General features: G+C 68.0%; 20 protein-coding genes and 1 pseudogene. 12 read left to right on the top strand and 9 right to left on the bottom strand.

All coding sequences use genetic code 11. The annotated features are described in order from the left end of the window. Positions 1-645 precede the first annotated feature (645 nt). The 5 genes from truB (at position 646) to AOZ06_RS44195 (ending at position 4,184) form a co-directional block, all read left to right on the top strand. Positions 646-1,536 (top strand): tRNA pseudouridine(55) synthase TruB, encoded by an 891-nt coding sequence (truB, locus tag AOZ06_RS44215; protein ID WP_257721499.1) that lies wholly within the window; start codon positions 646-648, stop codon positions 1,534-1,536. Between the two features lie 28 nt (positions 1,537-1,564). Beyond that, positions 1,565-2,515: a bifunctional riboflavin kinase/FAD synthetase gene (locus AOZ06_RS44210; RefSeq protein ID WP_054294828.1), complete on the top strand. Its 951-nt coding sequence runs from the start codon at positions 1,565-1,567 to the stop codon at positions 2,513-2,515. 74 nt (positions 2,516-2,589) lie between these two features. Beyond that, the gene (locus AOZ06_RS44205) at positions 2,590-3,069 is read left to right on the top strand and encodes a transcriptional regulator (RefSeq protein ID WP_054294827.1); all 480 of its coding nucleotides are present in this window, start codon (positions 2,590-2,592) and stop codon (positions 3,067-3,069) included. Beyond that, positions 3,066-3,524 (top strand): 2'-5' RNA ligase family protein, encoded by a 459-nt coding sequence (locus AOZ06_RS44200; RefSeq protein ID WP_054294826.1) that lies wholly within the window; start codon positions 3,066-3,068, stop codon positions 3,522-3,524. Before AOZ06_RS44205 ends, AOZ06_RS44200 begins: the two co-directional genes overlap by 4 nt. Before the next feature lie 48 nt (positions 3,525-3,572). Beyond that, positions 3,573-4,184, top strand: a complete 612-nt coding sequence (locus tag AOZ06_RS44195; RefSeq protein WP_054294825.1) for a DUF4383 domain-containing protein — start codon at positions 3,573-3,575, stop codon at positions 4,182-4,184. A 319-nt stretch (positions 4,185-4,503) separates the two neighbouring features. Here AOZ06_RS44195 and AOZ06_RS44190 read toward each other — a convergent pair whose 3' ends face one another. From AOZ06_RS44190 to AOZ06_RS44160, 7 genes and pseudogenes are all read right to left on the bottom strand, one after another. Then, positions 4,504-5,979 carry an SDR family oxidoreductase gene (locus AOZ06_RS44190; protein ID WP_054294824.1) on the bottom strand — a complete coding sequence of 492 codons (1,476 nt, stop codon included), beginning with the start codon at positions 5,977-5,979 and terminating at the stop codon, positions 4,504-4,506. A 3-nt stretch (positions 5,980-5,982) separates the two neighbouring features. Continuing rightward, on the bottom strand, positions 5,983-6,930 hold the full coding sequence (locus AOZ06_RS44185; RefSeq protein ID WP_054294823.1) for an SRPBCC family protein: 948 nt from the start codon (positions 6,928-6,930) through the stop codon (positions 5,983-5,985). Between the two features lies 1 nt (position 6,931). Next, complete coding sequence (locus tag AOZ06_RS44180) at positions 6,932-7,240, bottom strand: ArsR/SmtB family transcription factor (RefSeq protein ID WP_054294822.1); 309 nt, start codon at positions 7,238-7,240, stop codon at positions 6,932-6,934. A gap of 33 nt (positions 7,241-7,273) precedes the next feature. Beyond that, on the bottom strand, positions 7,274-8,044 hold the full coding sequence (locus AOZ06_RS44175) for a tryptophan-rich sensory protein (RefSeq protein WP_054294821.1): 771 nt from the start codon (positions 8,042-8,044) through the stop codon (positions 7,274-7,276). A 152-nt stretch (positions 8,045-8,196) separates the two neighbouring features. Further along, entirely contained in the window at positions 8,197-8,841 is a 645-nt protein-coding gene (locus tag AOZ06_RS44170; RefSeq protein ID WP_054294820.1) for a response regulator transcription factor, read from the bottom strand. After that, positions 8,838-10,040 (bottom strand): sensor histidine kinase, encoded by a 1,203-nt coding sequence (locus AOZ06_RS44165; protein ID WP_054294819.1) that lies wholly within the window; start codon positions 10,038-10,040, stop codon positions 8,838-8,840. Before AOZ06_RS44165 ends, AOZ06_RS44170 begins: the two co-directional genes overlap by 4 nt. Before the next feature lie 54 nt (positions 10,041-10,094). After that, a pseudogene (locus tag AOZ06_RS44160) lies at positions 10,095-10,397 on the bottom strand (LysE family translocator); the annotation flags it as partial. 354 nt (positions 10,398-10,751) lie between these two features. On the opposite strand from AOZ06_RS44160, the gene rpsO reads away from it, so the two are divergent. The 6 genes from rpsO to AOZ06_RS44130 all read left to right on the top strand — a co-directional run bounded on the left by rpsO (position 10,752) and on the right by AOZ06_RS44130 (position 17,034). Continuing rightward, positions 10,752-11,021 (top strand): 30S ribosomal protein S15, encoded by a 270-nt coding sequence (rpsO, locus tag AOZ06_RS44155; RefSeq protein ID WP_054294817.1) that lies wholly within the window; start codon positions 10,752-10,754, stop codon positions 11,019-11,021. 219 nt (positions 11,022-11,240) lie between these two features. Continuing rightward, a complete protein-coding gene (locus tag AOZ06_RS44150; protein ID WP_054294816.1) occupies positions 11,241-13,535 on the top strand; it encodes a polyribonucleotide nucleotidyltransferase in 2,295 nt (764 codons plus the stop codon). Further along, positions 13,532-14,905: a M16 family metallopeptidase gene (locus AOZ06_RS44145; protein ID WP_083472338.1), complete on the top strand. Its 1,374-nt coding sequence runs from the start codon at positions 13,532-13,534 to the stop codon at positions 14,903-14,905. Before AOZ06_RS44150 ends, AOZ06_RS44145 begins: the two co-directional genes overlap by 4 nt. Further along, positions 14,902-15,642 carry a 4-hydroxy-tetrahydrodipicolinate reductase gene (dapB, locus tag AOZ06_RS44140; RefSeq protein WP_054294815.1) on the top strand — a complete coding sequence of 247 codons (741 nt, stop codon included), beginning with the start codon at positions 14,902-14,904 and terminating at the stop codon, positions 15,640-15,642. The genes AOZ06_RS44145 and dapB overlap by 4 nt, the downstream gene beginning before the upstream one ends. Positions 15,643-15,644: 2 nt before the next feature. After that, complete coding sequence (locus AOZ06_RS44135) at positions 15,645-16,082, top strand: hypothetical protein (protein ID WP_054297374.1); 438 nt, start codon at positions 15,645-15,647, stop codon at positions 16,080-16,082. A gap of 130 nt (positions 16,083-16,212) precedes the next feature. After that, positions 16,213-17,034 (top strand): alpha/beta hydrolase, encoded by an 822-nt coding sequence (locus tag AOZ06_RS44130; protein ID WP_054294814.1) that lies wholly within the window; start codon positions 16,213-16,215, stop codon positions 17,032-17,034. On the opposite strand, the gene AOZ06_RS57385 is transcribed toward AOZ06_RS44130, so the two are convergent. Beyond that, the gene (locus AOZ06_RS57385; protein ID WP_157233579.1) at positions 16,997-18,316 is read right to left on the bottom strand and encodes a helix-turn-helix domain-containing protein; all 1,320 of its coding nucleotides are present in this window, start codon (positions 18,314-18,316) and stop codon (positions 16,997-16,999) included. The genes AOZ06_RS44130 and AOZ06_RS57385 overlap by 38 nt on opposite strands. Before the next feature lie 149 nt (positions 18,317-18,465). Between AOZ06_RS57385 and AOZ06_RS44120 the strand changes: the two genes are divergently transcribed. Further along, positions 18,466-18,654 (top strand): hypothetical protein, encoded by a 189-nt coding sequence (locus tag AOZ06_RS44120; protein ID WP_054294812.1) that lies wholly within the window; start codon positions 18,466-18,468, stop codon positions 18,652-18,654. A gap of 175 nt (positions 18,655-18,829) precedes the next feature. Here AOZ06_RS44120 and AOZ06_RS44115 read toward each other — a convergent pair whose 3' ends face one another. Beyond that, positions 18,830-19,984 (bottom strand): acyltransferase family protein, encoded by a 1,155-nt coding sequence (locus AOZ06_RS44115; RefSeq protein ID WP_169799071.1) that lies wholly within the window; start codon positions 19,982-19,984, stop codon positions 18,830-18,832. Positions 19,985-20,016: the final 32 nt, after the last annotated feature.

The following is a 20,016-nucleotide window of genomic DNA, read 5'->3' as shown; positions in this document are numbered from 1 at the left end:
CTTTGGTTCTCGCCCGTCAGCCGCCGTTTCCGGGACGGATCTCCGTTTCCGGCGATGCGGTTCCGGGTTTCCGGAGTCCGGCGGTGGAACAGGTTTTCCCCAATCCGAGGCGCCGAGTTTCGGAAGTGGGCGACAACGGTACGCCAAATCGGGAATCGTGGTGAAAGGCGCTCTTACCAGTAATGACGCCCAAAACCCACTCATCGGGCCGTCGGACGTACCCGAGTGCTGTCGATCGTGTTGAGGCGGCCGGGATCCGACATGTCGGCACAGACGAAAGTGCTGGCAGAACGGCTCTTGGCCACCCGAATCGAATCCATTCGGGTGGTTTTGCGACGCGTCACCGTCGATGCGGGTGCCGGGGCCAGGATCGAACACGCCGTCCGCCGCGCGTCCGGGCGCCGTGTCGGGTGGTCTGACCTGGCGGAATCCGCGGGTGAGGCCGTCACGGTGGTCCCGTCCGAAACCGTCGCGACCGGTGCACGCGCGCGAGACCGCTTACCTGGCCAGGATTCCCGCTTTCCGGAACGCGCCGACCCGGTCCTGGGAAACCCGGAACCGGTACGAGCGGTGCCCGGCCGGCACGCAGGAGGGGCATACCTTGTCGTGTCCGGGTACGGGAATGCGAGGATTTCCGCTGTGTCCGTGAAACGCCCCGCTGTCCCGCCCGGTCTCGTCGTCGTCGACAAGGCACCGGGCATGACGTCCCACGACGTCGTCGCCAAGGTCCGCCGGATCCTCGGCACCCGCAAGGTCGGCCACGCCGGAACCCTCGACCCGATGGCCACCGGTGTCCTCGTCCTCGGCATCGAGCGGGCCACCAAGCTGCTCGGCCACCTGGCCATGGACACCAAGGTCTACCTCGGCACGATCCGGCTCGGCGCCGCCACCACCACCGACGACGCCGAAGGCGAGACGCTGTCCGAAATGGACGCCTCCGGCGTCACCGACGACGCCGTGCACGCGGGCATCGGCAAGCTCACCGGCGACATCATGCAGGTCCCCAGCTCGGTCAGCGCCGTCAAGATCGACGGGAAGCGGGCGTACGCGCGGGTCCGCGAGGGCGAGCAGGTCGAGATCCCCGCCCGGCCGATCACCGTCAACCGCTTCGACGTGCTGTCCATCCGGCGTGCGGGCGCCGTGGTCGAGATCGACGCCATGGTGGACTGCTCGTCCGGTACGTACGTGCGCGCGCTGGCCCGTGACCTCGGCGCGGACCTCGGGGTCGGCGGCCACCTCGGCGCGCTGCGCCGGACCAGGGTCGGGCCGTTCGACCTGCGGGTCGCCCGCACCCTCGAGCAGCTCGAGGAGAACCCCGGCCTGTCACTCGACCTGGACGAATCCGTCGCGACCGCGTTCAAGCGCTACGACGTCGACGAACGGCAGACCGCCGCGCTGCGCTACGGCCAGCGCATCCCCGCCGCGGGCGTGCAGGGGACCTATGGCGTTTTCGATCCCGACGGGCACGTCCTGGCGTTGGCCACCGACGAGGGGGCTGTGGCGCGGCCCATAGTCGTGCTTGCCCCGGCGGGATAAACACCCCTGGACCACGTAGGCTCGGGGCGTGCAGCGATGGCGCGGGTTGGAACATATTCCGGGCGGCTGGGGGCGATGCGTTGCCACCATCGGCGTGTTCGATGGCGTGCACCGGGGTCACCAGGCCCTGATCGAGCGGGCGGTCGAGTTGGCCCGCCAACGGGACGTCCCCAGCGTGGTCGTCACGTTCGACCCGCATCCCTCCGAGGTCGTGCGGCCGGGTAGCCACCCCGCGCAGCTGACCACGCTGCGGCGCAAGGCCGAACTGGTCGAGCAGCTGGGCGTCGACGTGTTCTGCGTGCTGCCGTTCACCGTCGAGCTGTCCAAGATGCCTGGTGACGAGTTCGTGCACGAGGTGCTGGTCGACCGCCTGCACGCGTCGGCTGTCGTGGTCGGCGAGAACTTCCGGTTCGGCCACAAGGCGCAGGGCAACATCGAGCTCCTGGCCACGCTCGGCAACCGGTTCGGGTTCAGCGCGGAGGGCGCCAAGCTGCTCACGTCCGCCACCAACGGCGAGATCACGTTCTCCTCCACGTACATCCGGGCCTGTGTGGACGCCGGTGACGTGGTCGCCGCCGAGGCGGCGCTCGGCAGGCCGCACCGTCTCGAAGGCATCGTGGTGCGCGGCGACGGCCGCGGCCACCAGCTGGGATTCCCGACCGCCAACCTCTCGACACCCCGGTACACGGCGGTCCCGGCGGACGGCGTCTACGCCTGCAGGTTCACCTCGCTCGGCAGCAGCGCCCCGCGCTCGCTGATGGCGGCGGTCTCAGTGGGCACCAACCCGACCTTCTCCGGCAGGGAACGCCGGGTCGAGGCGTTCGTCCTCGACGTCGACGAGGACTTCTACGGCCAGCGCGTCGGGCTGGACTTCGTCGAGCGGTTGCGCCCGATGGAGCGCTACGACACCGTCGAGGCGTTGCTCGACCAGATGCACGCCGACGTGGCCAGGACACGGGAGCTCCTGAGCCGCTCCTAGATGTCGTAAATCGCCTCGCTTGGGGCTCTGGCCTGGCAGGATGCAGGGGAACCAACCTGCGACGAGGGGCAAAGGTGGAGGACCAGAAGATCGTCCAGCGCAACCTGGAGCTGCAGAAACAGTGGTACGGCGAGCCGCTCGGCGACCGTGTCCGGCGGCTCGTGGTGGCGTTCGACGTCTCACAGGCGAACCTCGCCGACGTGCTGGGGATCAGTGCGCCCATGCTCAGCCAGGTGATGAGCGGCAGGCGCGCCAAGATCGGCAACCCGTCGGTCCTGGCGAGGTTGATCATGCTGGAGCGCAAGGTGCTCACGCCGGAGGTCGCCTCCGGTCGCAAGGAGGCGCTGCAGAAGGCCCTCGAGGACGTCAGGGACTCCAAACCGACGGTCAGCCGCGACATGCTGCCGGTCGACCCGGGCCGGGCCGACCGGGCGGCGCTGGCGCTGCTGCGCAGGGCGGCGAGTGCGGACGAGCTGACCGAGGCCGCGCGGTTGCTGGACGGCCGCTACCCGGCGTTGGCCGAGGTGCTGCGCCGGGCCGGTGCGCTGGCGTGAGGCTGTTCACCGCGGCGGTCCCGCCGCTCGAGGTGCTGCAACAGCTGGCCACCGCCCTCAAGGCGACGGGCGACGGGGACTGGGTGCCCCAGGACAGCTGGCACATCACCCTCGGTTACTACGGCGAGGACGACGCCGAAACCCGCGTGCCGTGGGTCCGCGAACGCATGAGAGGCCTTGTGGCGCCCAAGGTGTCGTTGACCGACGCCGGCAACTTCGGGCACACGCTGTGGATGGGCGTGTCGCGTGTGGACCCCGCGTTCAACGCGCTCGGCGAGGCGCTGCGGTGGAACGACCGGCACGACTGGCACCCGCACCTGACCGTCGGCCACGGCGACGAACCGCTGGACCTGCCGTATTCAAGTCCTGAGTGGACCATCGACGAGGTCGTGCTGATCGGCGCGCGGCGGCGCTACGAGTACACAGTTGTCGACCGGTTCGGGTTTGCCGTCTGATTTGCCGGGAACCCTCTTGGGGACATTCGTATCCCCAGGGAGTTGGTCATGGCTGAGTCAGTACGGGCACGGCTGCAACCCACCCAGGTTCTGGCCGGACTCGTCGGATTGGCGTTCCTCGCGCTCGGCGTCATCGGATTCGTGCACACCGGATTCAACGACTTCGCCGGGCAGGGGCACACGATGTTGTGGGGCGTCTTCGCCATCAACCCGCTGCACAACGTGCTGCACCTGCTGTTCGGCGTCGTCGGCGTGCTGCTCGCGTTGACGTCGGCCACCTCGCGGCTCTACGGCTGGGTGCTGTTCGCCGCATACGGCGTGCTGCTGGTCTGGGGTCTGATGCTGGTCGGCCTGACGTCCACCAACCCGGTGTCCGAACTGGGCAACCCGCTCAACCTCAACATCGCGGACAACTGGCTGCACCTCGGCCTCGCCGTGCTCGGCCTGGTGATCGCGATCGTGCCGCTGCGCCGCAAGGTCGTGGAGACCGAGCCCGCGCCGGTCGCGATCCAGGAACCGGTCACCGACCCCGTCCCGGTGCAGCAGCCCCAGCCGGTCGCGACGACGACCGACGAGCCTGCCACCGTCCAGGAAGAGCGCAAGCCGCGTGGTCTGCACCGGCTTGGCCGCCTGCGCAGCAAGGGCACAACCGCGCACTGACAGCGCGACAAGGTTCACCCTCGTGAGCGGTCCGCCCCCGCGCCGCTCGCGAGGGTTTCCGCTGTTCGGGCACCGAGCCGGTAGGACTGGTTGTTGTGGGCGGTCCGCCCGGTGGTGTTCGCCGGGGCCGCTCGCGAGGGTTTCCGCTGTTCGGGCACTGGGCCGGTAGGACTGGTTGTTGTGGGCGGTCCGCCCGGTGGTGTTCGCCGGGGCCGCTCGCGAGGGTTTCCGCTGTTCGGGCACTGGGCCGGTAGGACTGGTTGTCGTGGGCGGTCCGCCCGGTGGTGTTCGCCGGGGCCGCTCGCGAGGGTTTTGCTGCTCAGGGGTGGTTCTTCTGCGGCGCCGGGTCGTTCACGAGGGCTTCCGCAGCGCCGGTGATGTTGCGGGACATGCCGCCGAAGATGACGCCGTGGAACGGCGCGATCGACTTCCAGTACATGTGCCCGGCCAGCCCGTGCGGCTCGAAGATCGCCCGCTGCCGGTAGATGGCGCCGCTGCCGCCGTCCGGCACGACCGACAGTTCCAGCCACGCCCGCCCCGGGACGCGCATTTCGGCACGCAGCCGCAGCATGTGCGGGCGTTCCAGGCTCTCCACCCGCCACCAGTCCAGCGCCTCGCCCACGTGCAGCCTGCGGGGGTCCTTGCGGCCGCGACGCAGGCCCACGCCGCCCGCGAGCCGGTCGATCCAGCCGCGCACCGACCAGGCCAGCGGGAACGAGTACCAGCCGTGCTCACCGCCGATCGACTCGATCACCGACCACAGGGTCTTCGGGTCCGCGCTGGTCTTGGTCTGCCTGACGTCGGTGTAGATGCTGCCGCCCGACCAGTCGGGGTCCGTCGGCAGCGGATCGCTCGGCGCGCCCGCGTCCGACCAGCGCGTGGGCACGTCCGCGTCGCGGATCTTGGCCAGCGCCAGTTCGATCGCGTGCTCGACGTGGATCAGGCCCTCCGACGGCGGCGGGATGTGCTCGTCGATGTCGTGGTCACGGCGGATCACCTCGTGCACCAGCGATTCGATCAACGGCACCGCGATGCTCCGGGGTACCGGCGTGACGAGGTTGACCCATTGCGCCGACAACCATGGCGTCAGCACGGGCACCGGCACGATGACCCGCCGTTGCAGCCCGGCGACGACGGCGTACCGGCGCATCATGTCCAGGTAGGACAGCACGTCCGGGCCGCCGATGTCGAAGCCCCCGTTGACCTCGGGTGGCAGCGTCGCCGCTCGTGTCAGGTAGTGCAGCACGTCCCGTACCGCGATCGGCTGGATCAGGTTGTGCACCCAGCGCGGGGTGACCATCGCGGGCAGCCGTTCGGTCAGGTACCGCAACATCTCGAAACTCGCCGACCCCGAGCCGATGATGATCGCGGCCCGCAGTACGGCGGTCGGCACGCCCGAGGCCAGCAGGATCTCGCCGACTTCCTTGCGGGAGGCCAGGTGCGGTGACAGTTCGCCCTCGGGCGTGATGCCACCGAGGTAGACGATCCGTTCGGCGTTCGCGTGCGACGCCGCCTTGGCGACCGTGTCGGCCGCGGCGCGGTCCACGTCCACGAAGTCCCGTTGGTGCAACGAATGCACGAGGTAGTAGACGACCTGCTGGTCCCGGACCGCGTCGGCGACGCTCGCCGGGCCGGTGACGTCTCCGCGCACGATCTCGATCCGGTCGCGCCACGGGACCTCGGCCAGTTTGCCGGGATCCCGTGCCACAGCTCGCACGTCGTGGCCCGCGGCGAGCAACTGGGGGATCAGCCGCCCACCGATGTAACCGGTCGCGCCGAAGACCACACACCGCATTCGCTACTGCCTCCGCAACGTCTCGTACTGCTCGGTCAGCTCGGTGACCCGGTCCTCCGGCCACGGGCAGCGGTTCTCGCCGTGCAACCCGGCGAAGAACACCTCCAGGTGCACCTGCCACGCGGCGAGCCACTCCGACTGGTGTTCGGAGAGCGCGGCCGGGACGGATTGGGTCAGCTCGACCCGGCTGCCCAGCTCCGGGTCCCAGACGAACGCCCACCGGACCGTTCCGGCCGGCGAGCCGTCGTGCAGCCACTCGTATTCGAGCGTGTTCGGGGCGTCCGACGCGGTCAGCCGCCCGGCCGGGACGTGGCCGTTGGTCGCGCGCAGCGGCGGCTCGCCGTCCAGCGGCGAGTCCTCGACCAGGAAAGCCCACGTCACGTCCTGTGGCTTCCACACGAGGTCACGTGCGAAACGCAGTTCCACCCCTCCGGTGACCTCGTGCACCGTGCCCCGGCCGAGTCCGAACTTCTCGATGTAGCTCTCCGCGCGGGCCAGCCAGTCGTTGTCCTGCGCGGCTGTCGCGCCGTCCAGCTGGGCCGCCATCGCGTCGAGGCAGTCGTCCCAGCCGGCCGCGGTCCTGGCCGCGCCGAGCTTGCCGACCCAGTCGCCACCGACCGTCTGGGTGAACACCAGCAGGCAGCCGTCACCGTCGGGGATCAGCTCGAACCGCAGCACGTCGTGGTTCCAGCGGTACATGAACACCTTGGGTTCGTCGACTTCGAGCACCTCGCCGTCCCAAGCACCGTCCACAACGGCCTCTTCGGCGAAGGTGAACCGCATCGGCGCGCCCGGCCGCAGTTCGAGTTCGACGGCCGCGGGGAACCAGTGCGCCAGTTCGGCCGGTTCGGTCACCGCACGCCACACCTTCGATGGTGGGTGCCGCAGCCTGCGTTCGAACCGCAGCGTCGGTTTGCCGTCGATCGTGCTCAGCGTTGCTCGTGGGGTCACGTCAGTCCTCCATGGTGTCGAGGTGCTGTTCGAGAGCGTCCAAACTGGATGTCCACAACCTGCGGTACGGCTCGAGCCACGTGTCGAGCTCGGCCAGCGGTTCCAGGCGCAGCCGGTACCACCGGCGCTGTGCGTCCTGGCGCACTTCCACCAGGCCCGCGCCACGCAGCACCTTCAGGTGCTTGGACACGGTCGGCTGGGTCAGCCGCAGCTGGTCGACCAGGTCGTTGACGGGCCGTTCACCCGTGCGCAGCAGGTCGAGGATCTCCCGGCGGCTCGGTTCGGCCAGCACCTCGAAGATAGATGCCATGCGGGCAATATAGCCCAAGTGACATATACACCGTCAACCCCACGCGATGAGGGAGCGATCCGGACGGCGCTCGATCCGTACCGCGACAGTCGCCGACACCGTGAACGCGACCGTGCCCGCCACGATGGCGATGGCGAGCACCGAGGCCACCAGCACACCCGGCGTGGTCGTGTTCACGGCGATCCACGCCAACGCCCAGCACACCGCTGCGGCGAAACCGACCACCGCGGGCAGCCGCAACACGGCAAGCGCAGCCAGGACGCCCGTCAACAGGATGACCACGATCGCCACGGCGACCCCAGGCGCGGCGCCGAGGGAAGCCGCAGTGGTGGCCGCACCGGCGACCGTCGCCACAGCGACCCAGCCCAGGTAGACCATCACCGGGATGTGCAGCAGAAGCCTGTCGGCCCAGCCGTTCGCGGGCTGCAACCGGAGCGCGGCGCCGAGCAGGCAGGCCAGCAGCACCACGATGACCATCTGCGACAACAGGATCAGCCGGTGCGTGAACAACAGCACCCACGACGCGTTCAGCAGACCCGCTGCGACAAGCCACCACCCGGTACGCCTGTGCACGTCACGGCTTCGCTGGCCCGGCAAAGCCTGCCGGACCGCCAACGCGCAGAAACCGGCGTAGATCAACGACCAGATGGTGAACGCGGTGCCGCCGGGCAACAGCAGCGTCGGATACGAGTTGGCCACCACACCGACGGACTCGCCCCACAGCCCGGCGCCACCGACCACACCGGCGGCGATCTGCAGGACAGCGACCAGGATCAGGGCGCCCGCCCGGGCTGTGTCCGTCATCCACCCATTGTGGTCGTACCCACGCGTCCCGGCACGACGAATCCGGCGGTACCCAGTCCGCGCGGCGCGAGGAACGCGCCCTGGCACCGTCCACATGCGCGTTCCGCCGAGACAGGCATGGCCAGCCTGCCCTGGTCCGTTCGAAGCGTGAACTACCCGGCCAGGTAACGCAGCACGGCGAGCACGCGCCGGTGGTCGGTCTCCGACGGCGGCAGGCCGAGCTTGGCGAAGATGCTGCTGATGTGCTTCTCCACCGAGCCTTCGCTGATGAACAGTGCCTTGGCGATCGCCGTGTTCGTCCGGCCCTCGGCCATCAGGCCGAGCACTTCCCGTTCCCGTGCCGTCAGCGCGGACAGGTCCAGCGACCGGCGACTGGCGCCGAGCACCTGAGTGACGACCTCGGGGTCCAGCACTGTCCCGCCCGCCGCGATCTGGTCGCACGCGGACATGAAGTCGCGGACGTCGGCCACCCGGTCCTTCAACAGGTACCCGACCCCGCGAGCGCCGCCTGCCAGCAGTTCCGACGCGTACCGGGTCTCGATGTGCTGGGAGAACACGAGCAAACCGACCGACGGGTGCGACTGCCGCACGGCCAAAGCCGCGCGGACGCCCTCGTCGGTGAACGTCGGCGGCATCCGGACGTCGACCACGGCGATGTCCGGGACGTGCTCGGCGACCACGGCCGTGAGCTCGTCGCCGGTGGTGACGGTCGCCAGCACTTCATGGCCGCGTGTGGTCAGCAGCAGCGACAAGCCGTCCCGCAGCACGGCGCTGTCCTCGGCGATGACGATCCTCATGCCGGGAATGAGATCACGACCTCGGTCGGGCCCCCGTGCGGGCTGCTGACCGTCAGCGTGCCGTCCACTGTGGCCACTCGCTCCCGCAGCCCGGCCAGCCCCGCGCCCGGTTTGACCGACGCGCCGCCGATGCCGTTGTCGGACACCACGATCCGCGGTCCCGGCGTGATGGTCACCGACGCGTCGGTGGCACGCGAGTGCTTGATGATGTTCGTGAGCAGCTCCGCCGTGCAGAAGTACGCGATCATCTCGATCGCCTGCGGCGGTCGTTGGTCCAGCGACACCGACAGCAACACCGGGATCGGGCTGCGGGAGGCCAGTGTGGCCAGTGCCGCGTCCAGCCCCTTGTCCAACGCGGCCGGGTGGATACCCCTGGCCAGGTCGCGCACCTCGACCAGAGCCTCCTTGGCGTTGGCGTGCGCGAGGTCGACCAGCTTGCGCGTCATCCCCAGGTCGGGGTCGCCCTCCAGCTCCTCTTTGACCATTCCGAGGTGCATGGCCAGCGCGACCATCCGCGCCTGGGTGCCGTCGTGCAGGTCCCGTTCGATCTGACGCAGCCGCGCGGCGGCGTCGTCGACCGCGTGCGCCCGCGTTTCCTCCAGGTCACGCACGCGCTGACTGAGAGTCGTCGGGCTGAGCAGCCACTTGAGCAGCAGCCGGTCGAGGAAGACCACGCCGCGTGTCACCCCGGGCGCGGCCATGAGCAGGGCCAGCCCGACAACGGACAGGACGATGGCGTTGGGCCAGGTGTCGACTCTGAAGTCGACCAGTGGCAGGCCGAGCTTCTCGCGCAACGTGAACCAGTACGTGACATGCGTGAGCATGAACAGCCCGTAGACCCAGAACATGGCACTCAGCAGGAACATGACCACGCCGAGCGGGGCCTTGAGCACGACGTAGAGCACCGCGCGCCAGCTCGCGCCGTTGACGAGCACCGCCGGGATGATGCCGCGCCGGGGCGTCGGCGGTGCGGGCTTGGCGATCTCCAGCTTCAGCAGGGACCTGGCCAGGCCGCGGTAGGTGTTGCCGAGGCCGCGCGCGATGAGGATCGCCAACGCGGCCACCGGCAACCCGATGAACGTGATCGACAACGTCGTGCCGACGACGAGCGGCACGAGCGTGAGCACCAGGCCGATGAGCGACAGGGGCAGGCAGGCGAGTACGTAGACAACCTCGGCCCCGGCCCGTCTGGTGAACATGTCACCAAGCCTGCCGCACGCTGGGACGACGTACGACCCAGCTAGCCCCCACGGCTACCCGGCGGCCAGCCTGGCCCCGAACCCGACGAGGACCGTGCCCATCACGCCGTCGATGGCGCGGCGGACGCGTGGCCGTCGCAGCACGTGCCCGATCGTGGAGAAACCGATCGAGTACATCGCCATGCACCCGAAGCTGACCACGGCGGTCGTCGCGACCAGGGAGACCCCGACCAGCGGGGACGCGCCGGGCTCGATGAACTGCGGCAGCAGGGCGGACATGAACAGCGCCGTCTTCGGGTTCAGCGCGTTGGTCAGCAGCCCCTCCTGGAACGCGCCACGGGTGGCACGCCCCTGCGGCGCGGCGGGCGGCTGTGACCGAGTTCTTGATCACCACGGCCGTGTCCGGACCGGGTACCGGTGTGGCGAGCAACGCCACACCGGCGAACGCGAGCAGCGCACTCAACATCCGGTCAGGCCACTGACCTGTGGGAAATAAGCACGAGCGTTCGACGACCTCGATTCAGTAGGATGGGGGACAACCTGGTTGAGTGTCCGCTCCGAGCGTGTGGTGCCCGCTCGGTTGCCTGCGTGCGCATCGGTCCTGATACCCTTCGTAGTTGGGTCCTGCTGTGGTCCGTGGCGGCTGGTACCGACTAACGCCTCTTCGCGAGGCGTCCTCACGGGACAGAGAAGAGAACAAGGAGAACACGCGTGGCGCTGACCACCGACCAGAAGAAGACGATCCTCGGCGAGTACGGCTTGCACGACTCGGACACCGGATCACCCGAGGCGCAGGTCGCGCTGCTGACCAAGCGGATCAGCGACCTGACCCGGCACCTTCAGGAGCACAAGCACGACCACCACTCCCGCCGCGGCCTGCTGCTGCTGGTGGGTCGCCGCCGCCGGTTGCTCAACTACGTGGCCAAGGTGGACATCCAGCGGTACCGGTCGCTGATCCAGCGGCTCGGCCTCCGCAGGTGAGCTCGGGAGGGGGAGCGGCGTCCGGTCGCTCCCCCTCCGCACATTGACAAGGGAACACAAGGGCTGGCGGACGGGGCAGTATCTGCGCCGGTCCTCGGTAGTGGCTTCCGGGTAGGAAAGAGGAACCCGGGGGCTTCGATCGAAGACCGGCCTCGTCCACACCGCGTCGACGGCGGAAGTTCCGACCGCGGGCCCGTGAAAACGAGGAGAAACAACTACATGACCGACTCCCAGGAAGCTGGGGTCCACGAGACCACTGCCGTTATCGACAACGGCAAGTACGGCACGCGCACGGTCCGCTTCGAGACCGGTCGCATCGCCAAGCAAGCCGCGGGCAGCGTCGTGGCCTACCTCGACGAGGAGACCATGCTGCTGTCGGCGACCACGGCGTCGAAGCACCCGAAGGAGCACTTCGACTTCTTCCCGCTGACGGTCGACGTCGAGGAGCGGATGTACTCCGTCGGACGCATCCCCGGCGCGTTCTTCCGCCGCGAGGGCCGTCCGTCCACGGACGCCATCCTGGCCTGCCGCCTGATCGACCGCCCGCTGCGCCCGTCGTTCGTCGACGGCCTGCGCAACGAGATCCAGGTCGTCGTCACGGTGATGAGCCTGGCCCCGCAGGACCTGTACGACGTCGTGGCGATCAACGCCGCGTCGGCCTCCACCCAGCTCGCCGGCCTGCCGTTCTCCGGCCCGGTCGGCGCTGTGCGCGTGGCACTGGTCGAGGACCAGTGGATCGCGTTCCCGACCTACGAGCAGCTCAAGACCGCTGTGTTCGACATGGTCGTCGCGGGCCGCAACGTCGGCGACGACGTGGCGATCATGATGGTCGAGGCCGAGGCCACCGACAACGTGATCGACCTGATCGGCGAGGGCGGCACCGCGCCGACCGAGCAGATCGTGGCCGAGGGCCTCGAGGCGGCCAAGCCGTTCCTCCGTGCGCTCTGCGACGCCCAGCAGGAGCTCGCCGACCGGGCCGCCAAGGCGACCGGGGAGTTCCCGGTGTTCCCGGCCTACCAGCCGGACGCCTTCGAGGCTGTCGAGGCCGCCGCGTCGGTCAAGCTGTCCGAGGCGCTGTCCATCGCGGGCAAGCAGGACCGCGAGGCCGCGATCGACGACGTCAAAGCCGGTGTGCTGGAGATGGTCGGCGAGCGCGAGGAGTTCGAGGGCCGCGAGAAGGAACTCGGCGCCGCCTTCCGTTCGCTGAACAAGAAGCTGGTCCGCCAGCGGATCCTGCGGGACAAGGTCCGCATCGACGGCCGCGGCCTGACCGACATCCGCCAGCTGTCCGCCGAGGTCGCGGTGATCCCGCGGGCGCACGGTTCGGCGCTGTTCGAGCGCGGCGAGACCCAGATCCTGGGTGTCACCACGCTGAACATGCTGCGGATGGAGCAGCAGATCGACTCGTTGTCGCCGGAGACCACGAAGCGGTACCTGCACCACTACAACTTCCCGCCGTACTCGACCGGTGAGACCGGTCGCGTCGGCTCGCCCAAGCGCCGCGAGATCGGCCACGGCGCGCTCGCCGAGCGTGCCCTGGTTCCGGTCCTGCCCAAGCGGGACGAGTTCCCGTACGCACTGCGTCAGGTGTCGGAGGCGTTGGGCTCCAACGGTTCCACCTCGATGGGCTCGGTGTGCGCGTCGACCCTGTCGCTGCTCAACGCCGGTGTGCCGCTGAAGGCACCGGTCGCGGGTATCGCGATGGGCCTGGTGTCCGACGAGGTCGACGGCAAGACGGAGTACGTCGCGCTGACCGACATCCTCGGTGCCGAGGACGCGTTCGGCGACATGGACTTCAAGGTCGCCGGTACCAAGGATTTCGTGACCGCGCTGCAGCTGGACACGAAGCTCGACGGCATCCCGTCCGAGGTGCTGGCCGCCGCGCTCAAGCAGGCGTACGACGCCAGGCTGACCATCCTCGAGGTGATCGCCGAGGCGATCGACAAGCCGGACGAGATGAGCGCCTACGCGCCGCGCGTGACCAGCGTCAAGATCCCGGTTGACAAGATCGGCGAGGTCATCGGCCCGAAGGGCAAGATGATCAACTCGATCACCGAGGAGACCGGCGCCGACATCTCGATCGAGGACGACGGCACGATCTACGTCGGTGCGGCGGACGGCCCGTCGGCCGAGGCGGCGATCGCCAAGATCAACTCGATCGCCAACCCGCAGCTGCCGAAGGTCGGCGAGCGCTTCCTCGGCACGGTCGTCAAGACCGCGGCCTTCGGCGCGTTCGTCTCCCTGCTGCCGGGCAAGGACGGCTTGGTGCACATCTCCAAGCTGGGCAACGGCAAGCGCATCGGCAAGGTCGAGGACGTCGTGAAGGTCGGCGACAAGCTCCGCGTGGAGATCGCCGACATCGACTCGCGCGGCAAGATCAGCCTGGTGCTGGTGAAGGAAGAGGACGCCGAGAAGAAGGCCGACGAGGCCCCCGCGGGCACCGTGGCGGCCGACGAGAAGGCATCGGCGGTGTCCGACGAGAAGGCATCGGCAGAGGAGCCCGCGACCACGTGACGGTTCGCAGTTCGCAAGCCGCGGGCGATGCCCGCGGCTTACTGCAGCAGAAGCCCGGCACCACTCGCACGCTGGAACGCACCGAGTCGGGTGAGGTCCGCAGGACCTTGCTGCCCGGTGGGCTGCGAGTGGTGACCGAGCACGTACCCGGTGTGCGGTCGGCGTCGGTGGGCATGTGGGTCGCGGTCGGTTCCCGCGACGAGCAGCCCGCCGTCGCCGGCGCGGCGCACTACCTGGAGCACCTGCTCTTCAAGAGCACGTCCAGGCGCACGGCGATGCAGATCGCCGAGGAGATCGACGCGGTCGGCGGCGAGCTGAACGCGTTCACGGCGAAAGAGCACACCTGCTACTACGCGCACGTCCTGGACGAGGACCTGCCGTTGGCGGTCGACCTCGTGTGCGACGTGGTGTTCGAGGCGCTGTGCGCCGAGCGCGACATGGAAACCGAGCGCAGCGTCGTGCTCGAAGAGATCGCGATGCGCGACGACGACCCGGAGGACCTGCTGCACGACGCGTTCTGCGCGGCGTTGCTGCCGGATCACACGCTCGGCCGTCCGGTGCTCGGGTCGGAGAAGTCCATCACCGAGCTCAGCCGCAACGCGCTGTACAACTTCTACAAGCGTCGCTACACGATGCCCCGGATGGTCTTCGCGGTCGCCGGGAACATCAAGCACGCTGACGTCCTTCGCTTGGTGCGTAAGGCGTTGAAGGCCCGCCTTGTCGGTGAGGTCGCTCCGATCGCGCCGCGCAGGGGCCGTGCCCGGATTCCGTCGGCGCCGCGGCTCGTGCTGCACACGGAGGACACGGAGCAGACGCACCTCATGCTCGGTGTGCGCGCACTGGACCGGCACGACGAGCGCAGGTTCACGCTGGGTGTGCTGAACGCGGCGCTGGGCGGCGGGATGAGTTCCCGGCTGTTCCAGGAGGTTCGCGAGAAGCGCGGCCTGGCGTACCAGGTGTACTCGTCCGTGGCGTCCTATTCGGACACCGGGCACCTGTCGGTGTACGCGGGTGTGCAGCCGGATCGTCTCGGCGAGACGGCGGCGGTGATCCGCGATGTGCTGGCGCACGTGGCGCGGGAAGGCCTGACGGACGCGGAAGTGGCCCGTGGCAAGGGACAGTTGCGCGGCGGTCTGGTGCTCGGCTTGGAGGACACCAGTTCCCGGATGTCCAGGATCGGCAAGGGCGAGCTGACGTACGGCGACTACCTGACCGTCGGCGAGACGCTCAACCGGATCGACGCGGTGACCGGGGAGGACATCGCCTTGCTGGCGAAGGAACTGCTGTCGCGCCCGATCGCGGCCGCGGTCGTCGGTCCCTACGATCACGTCGACGAAGTGCCGGTCGAGGTTCACGAGGTGATGCGATGACGATCCGCGTTGGCGTGCTCGGCGCGCAGGGGCGGATGGGCGCCGAGGTCTGCCGTGCGGTGGACGCGGCCGACGGCATGGAGGTCGTCGCGAAGGTCGACGTGGGCGACCCGCTGTCGGACATCGCCGGTGCGGACGTGGTGGTCGACTTCACCCACCCGGACGTGGTGATGGACAACGTCCGTTACGCGGTGGACAACGGGATCCACTGTGTGATCGGAACATCGGGGTTCACGACGGACCGCATCGACACAGTGACCTCGTGGCTGTCCGACGCGCCGAAGGTGGGCGTGCTGGTGGCCCCGAACTTCGCGATCGGCGCGGTGCTGTCCATGCGCTTCGCGGAACTGGCGGCGAAGTACTACGAGTCGGTGGAGATCATCGAGCTCCACCACCCCCGCAAGGCCGACGCCCCGTCGGGAACGGCGGCCCACACCGCCCGCCTGATCGGTGCGGCCAGGCAGGCCGCGGGACTGGGCTCAGCGCCTGACGCAACGACGCACGACCCTGACGGCGCGCGGGGCGCGTTGGTCGACGACGTCCGCGTGCACTCGGTGCGGCTGTCGGGCCTGATCGCCCATCAGGAAGTCCTGTTCGGCGGCGAAGGGGAAACCCTCACGATCCGCCACGACTCACTGGACAGGAATTCGTTCATGCCCGGCGTGGTGCTGGCGGTGCGCTCGATCGTGAGCCGCCCAGGCCTCATCGTCGGCCTGGACAAGCTGATGGACCTGTGAAGCTGTCCGCCCGGTCGACAGCGCTGCTGCTGACAGCAGTGCTGGCGATCTACTTCGTGCTGTTGTCCGGGCGGGCGCTCGCACTGATCAGAACGGGAACAGCGGTCGGGATCGGCCTCGGCGTAGGTGTCCTGCTGCTGCCGTTGATCGGTTGCTGGGTGGTGTACACCTCACTCCAGTTCGGCCTGCGCACAGAGAATCTGGCGAAACGCCTCGCCGACGAAGGCACGCTGCCCGACACGTCGGATCTCCCGCGAATGCCGTCCGGCCGCGTCGACCGCGCCGCAGCGGACGCGTGGTTCGAGAAGCGCCGCTCGGAAGTCGAAGCCGCCCCAGAGGATTGGCGCGCCTGGTTCCGCCTCGCCCACGGCTACGACATCGCCGGCGACCGCCGCCGCGCCCGCGAAGCCATGCGCAAGGCCATCGACCTCGCTGCATAGCCGGTGCAACTGTCTTGCGTACTCCAGGTTTCGCGACCTGACCAGTCGGGACACGGGGCGCGTCGATGGCATCACCACCGGGTTGCTGCAAGGATGGGCAGGAACTGCCAAGCCGCGCTCAGGAGGCAGAATGTCCCTCCGCGTCACCAGTACCGCGATCCGCACGTTCGATGGTCTGAATCTCGCAGGTACAGCCGTCATGCCAGAGCACACGAGTGGCAGAGCGCTGGTTCTCGTCCATGGCGGCGGTGTGACTCGGGAAGAAGCCGGATTCTTCGCGCGACTGGCAGATGGCGTGGCCGAAGCCGGTGTGGCTTCACTGCGTTTCGATCTCCGAGGGCACGGGGAAAGCGACGGCGACCAGAAGGATCTGACGCTTTCGGCTGTGCTGAACGACATCAACGCGGCCATCGAACACGTGACCGAGCTGTCAGATGCGAAGGCGGTGAGCCTGCTGGGGGTCAGCTTCGCCGGAGGGATCTGTGGCTACTTCGCGGCCAAGCGGCCAGGCCTGGTCGACCGCCTCGTCCTCGGTAACCCGTTGTTCGACTACAAGAAGCGGTTCGTGGCGGACAAGCCGTACTGGCGCGACGACCGTATCGACGAAGAAGCAGGCAAGGCACTGGCCGCGGCGGGATTCGTGGCTCATTCGCCGAGCTTCAGGCTCGGACGCGCTCTGCTCAACGAGGTCTTCTGGCTCCAGCCTCGTGCTGTGATCGCTGAGATCCAGGCACCGACCCTCATCGTGCACGGCACGAAAGACACCTTCATACCGGTTGAGTCGTCACGATCGGCTGCCCGCCAGTTGAAATGTGTGCACAAGTTGGTGGAGATCGAAGGGGCACAGCACGGTTTCGCCGTTCACGACGATCCCACCTACGCCGATCCGCGAAGTCAGGAATGGCAGGCCTTCGTCATCCGGACGGTCGTGGACTGGCTGACGTGCGAGTAGCCGGCTGTTCCAGAACCATCCGCTGAAACTCCCGCACGGTTGCCCGTGCTCGCCATGGTTGCAGAGCCACAAGGACCTTCTTCAGTTCTGCGGTCGTGCGGCCGGAGTCTGTCCGCACTGCCAGTGGCCAAGCGGCCAAAGCCACTCCGGCGGCCTCATCCGGCTCCCCGGCCAGTGCGAGCGCTGACGCCATCAAGGACGAGAAGTAGCCGCGGTCACGCTGAGAGAACTGGTTGGTCTGCAACGATCGCTGGTACAGCTCGACCGCTCGTCCTGGTTGTCCTGCCTCGGTGCGGCAGATCGCTGTTTGTATCCGGAGAAGCTCGCTGTTGTAGTGCGCGCCAGTTTCTTCGGGAACGGCTGATGACGCGCCGGCACCTTCGAGCAACTGTCTTGCTTCATCGAGATTGCGGTCAACCAGGTCGTGGTGGTGGCCGAGCATGGCGTGCCCGCGAGCTTCTTGTTGTGCGGCCTCGGCTTTGACCTTGGTCGGCAAGCACCAGGGCCCGGTCCGGACAGCTTGGGACAAGGTAAGCATGCGCAGGGCGTCGCGTTCGTCGTACGCAGCTTGAGCCCTCTTCAGAAGGACGTACCCCTGCATCGCGCTGTCGCCAGCCTCCTGCGCCCACTCGGTCGCACGGTCACGCCAAAAGCCAGCACTCACAGGTTCACACACATCTCGATACAGCCATGCCAGAAACTCCGCGACGCGAGCACTGACGGCCAGCAGTTCCCGCCGGACTCGCGGCGAAACATCACGAGCAGCTTGTTGCACTGCCGCAGCCAGTTCGAGCACAGCGGGCAGTGGCTTCGCCGGACCCGCCGTACCGTCGTCCGCCATGTGCACCGAGAGCTGGCGGTTGAAGTAACCGATCACCTCGACGTCGAGGTTTCGCCGGGGTTCTTTCAATGCGGCGGCGAGGCGCTGTTGCTCCTGCTGATCCAGAGCCGTCCACGAGGCGCTGCGCTCTCCAACGGCCAAACCGTGGTTCACGATCACCGGAATCCGTACTGATTGGGGATTTCCGGATTCCTGAACCGGCTTCTCCGGCGGCAGGAGCGCCAAGAAGCGTTGCCGCACGTCATCTGGTGCGCGGGCGAAGGCTGTGTCCAGCAGGCCTTGGCTGTCAGGTGTGAGTACGATATCCGGGCCACGGGATTCCCAGCGGGCGACGGTACGTGCGCCTACGTCGAGTACTTCAGCGAAGTCGCGGATGCTCAAGCGCATGGCCTGACGCAGAGCCTTCGTCTCACGGCCGGTCCACCGGTGAACGGTTGTCATCAGACACCATTCCTATGTCACGAATGTCGCACCAAGGGTAACCCGCGGCAACACGGTGACAACGCGGAGGCAACAACCGGCCATTCCCGATCGCGGATCGTCCGGGCACAGTTCGCCGTACTGATGTGGCAACGAACTCGGAGTGAGCCGTGCATGACTACGATCCCCAGTCGGACCTTGACCGTCGTACCAAGCCGAAATCGCAGGTGTTCGACGAGTTGATCGCGGAGATGGTCGCGGATCAGGCGCCGCGGGTGTTCGCGGTGGTGCTGGAACTCGGTGAGCAGACGGATGCGCAGATCGTGGCCTGGGGGATGGCGCTCGACGACGGCGCGTAAATGACCACTGTGGACGGACGAACGCAGGTTCTGCTGGCAGAGGCCGACAACGCGCTCAACTACATTCCTGCTCGTTCGAACGTCACGCCGCACCTCGTGTGGACGGCTCCGTGATCACCTCCGCTTGACCGGCGAACGCGAACGGTGCCGTTCAAGCGGCACCGTCCGCGTGTTGTCAGGCGGCGGCGGGTTGTTTCGGTGCGGGCGCGGGTTGGCGTGGTCTGGCGAACTTTCGCATGATGGGTCGTTCGATCATCGTGTACTGCAGCCAGGACACGACGATCGAGATTCCGAAGAGCCCGACCGCGATTCCGATGGTGGCCGCGGTGCTCAGTCCTTTGCCTTCGATCAGCAGGTGGTAACCGACCAGCAGGACCATGTAGTGCCACATGTAGAGGGCGAAGGAGATCTCGCCGAGCCACACCATCACGCGGTTGGCCAGGCCCGTTCGCTTCTTCGTGTTGTCGGCGACGGCTCCGGCGGCGACCAGCAGGCCGAGGGGCACCACTGTGATCGCGACCGTGGCGTAGGCGGGTGGGATGATCGGTTTGAGGGCGAACGCGGCGATCACGAGCACCACCGCGCCACCGAATCCCAGTGGCAGCCGTTGGCCGTTCATCACGATCCGCGCCAGGATGATGCCGAAGACGAACTCGAGCATTCGCACCGGCGGCAGCTGGTAGACCACGTACGAATCCCACGCCGTCAGCCCGAGGATGGGCGACAGCGGCTCCTGGACCGGTCCGATCGCCGCTGACAGCGCCGGGATCGCGAAGATCACGGCCACCACGCCGCCTGCCCACCACCACAGCGCGGTCGGCCGGATGCGGTCGACCAGTCGCTGCAGGAACGGGAAGCAGAAGTAGAACAGGGCTTCGCAGGACAGGGACCACGCGACGCCGTTGAAACTGCCGCGCACGTCCAGCCCGGGGAACCACGACTGGATGAGCAGCAGGTTGGGGATCGCGATCCAGCTGTCGACGGCGGCCTCGGGTGCCATCAACGCTATGAGCACGACGGCGACGACGAATGTGATGAGGTGGTTCGGGTAGATTTTGAAGAAACGCCGCCGCCAGAACCGGCGGTTCGTGTCGCCCGCCGGCGCCGACCAGGCCAGGATGAATCCGCTGAGGATGAAGAAATAGCTGACTCCTCCCGCGGCCGCGTGCCACGAGCCTTCGAACACGATCGGGTCCGGCGAAGCGAACAGGTAATACACGCAGCCGAGTGCGAAGACCGAGAACGCCGCGATGAAGCGCATTCCGGTCAGGGATGGGAGCGTTGGCCTGCGTGTCGTCCCCTGCGCGGGTAAACCGGATAATTCGGACACGGTGACGCACCTTCTTCCATTGTGTGATCGTG

The organism is Kibdelosporangium phytohabitans (assembly GCF_001302585.1).
GTDB lineage: Bacteria > Actinomycetota > Actinomycetes > Mycobacteriales > Pseudonocardiaceae > Kibdelosporangium > Kibdelosporangium phytohabitans.
The sequence above is the reverse complement of the archived record's forward strand: the minus strand, read 5'-3'. Positions and strand labels throughout refer to the sequence as shown.

What these genes read in the sequence shown, in the direction of transcription:
- AOZ06_RS44150 (WP_054294816.1), top strand. Translation starts at nt 11,241, where the DNA reads ATGACCGACTCCCAGGAAGCTGGGGTCCACGAGACCACTGCCGTTATC.
- dapB (WP_054294815.1), top strand. Translation starts at nt 14,902, where the DNA reads ATGACGATCCGCGTTGGCGTGCTCGGCGCGCAGGGGCGGATGGGCGCC.
- AOZ06_RS44165 (WP_054294819.1), bottom strand. Translation starts at nt 10,040, where the DNA reads ATGTTCACCAGACGGGCCGGGGCCGAGGTTGTCTACGTACTCGCCTGC.
- AOZ06_RS44170 (WP_054294820.1), bottom strand. Translation starts at nt 8,841, where the DNA reads ATGAGGATCGTCATCGCCGAGGACAGCGCCGTGCTGCGGGACGGCTTG.
- AOZ06_RS44180 (WP_054294822.1), bottom strand. Translation starts at nt 7,240, where the DNA reads ATGGCATCTATCTTCGAGGTGCTGGCCGAACCGAGCCGCCGGGAGATC.
- AOZ06_RS44190 (WP_054294824.1), bottom strand. Translation starts at nt 5,979, where the DNA reads ATGCGGTGTGTGGTCTTCGGCGCGACCGGTTACATCGGTGGGCGGCTG.
- AOZ06_RS44175 (WP_054294821.1), bottom strand. Translation starts at nt 8,044, where the DNA reads ATGACGGACACAGCCCGGGCGGGCGCCCTGATCCTGGTCGCTGTCCTG.
- AOZ06_RS57385 (WP_157233579.1), bottom strand. Translation starts at nt 18,316, where the DNA reads ATGACAACCGTTCACCGGTGGACCGGCCGTGAGACGAAGGCTCTGCGT.
- AOZ06_RS44195 (WP_054294825.1), top strand. Translation starts at nt 3,573, where the DNA reads ATGGCTGAGTCAGTACGGGCACGGCTGCAACCCACCCAGGTTCTGGCC.
- AOZ06_RS44130 (WP_054294814.1), top strand. Translation starts at nt 16,213, where the DNA reads ATGTCCCTCCGCGTCACCAGTACCGCGATCCGCACGTTCGATGGTCTG.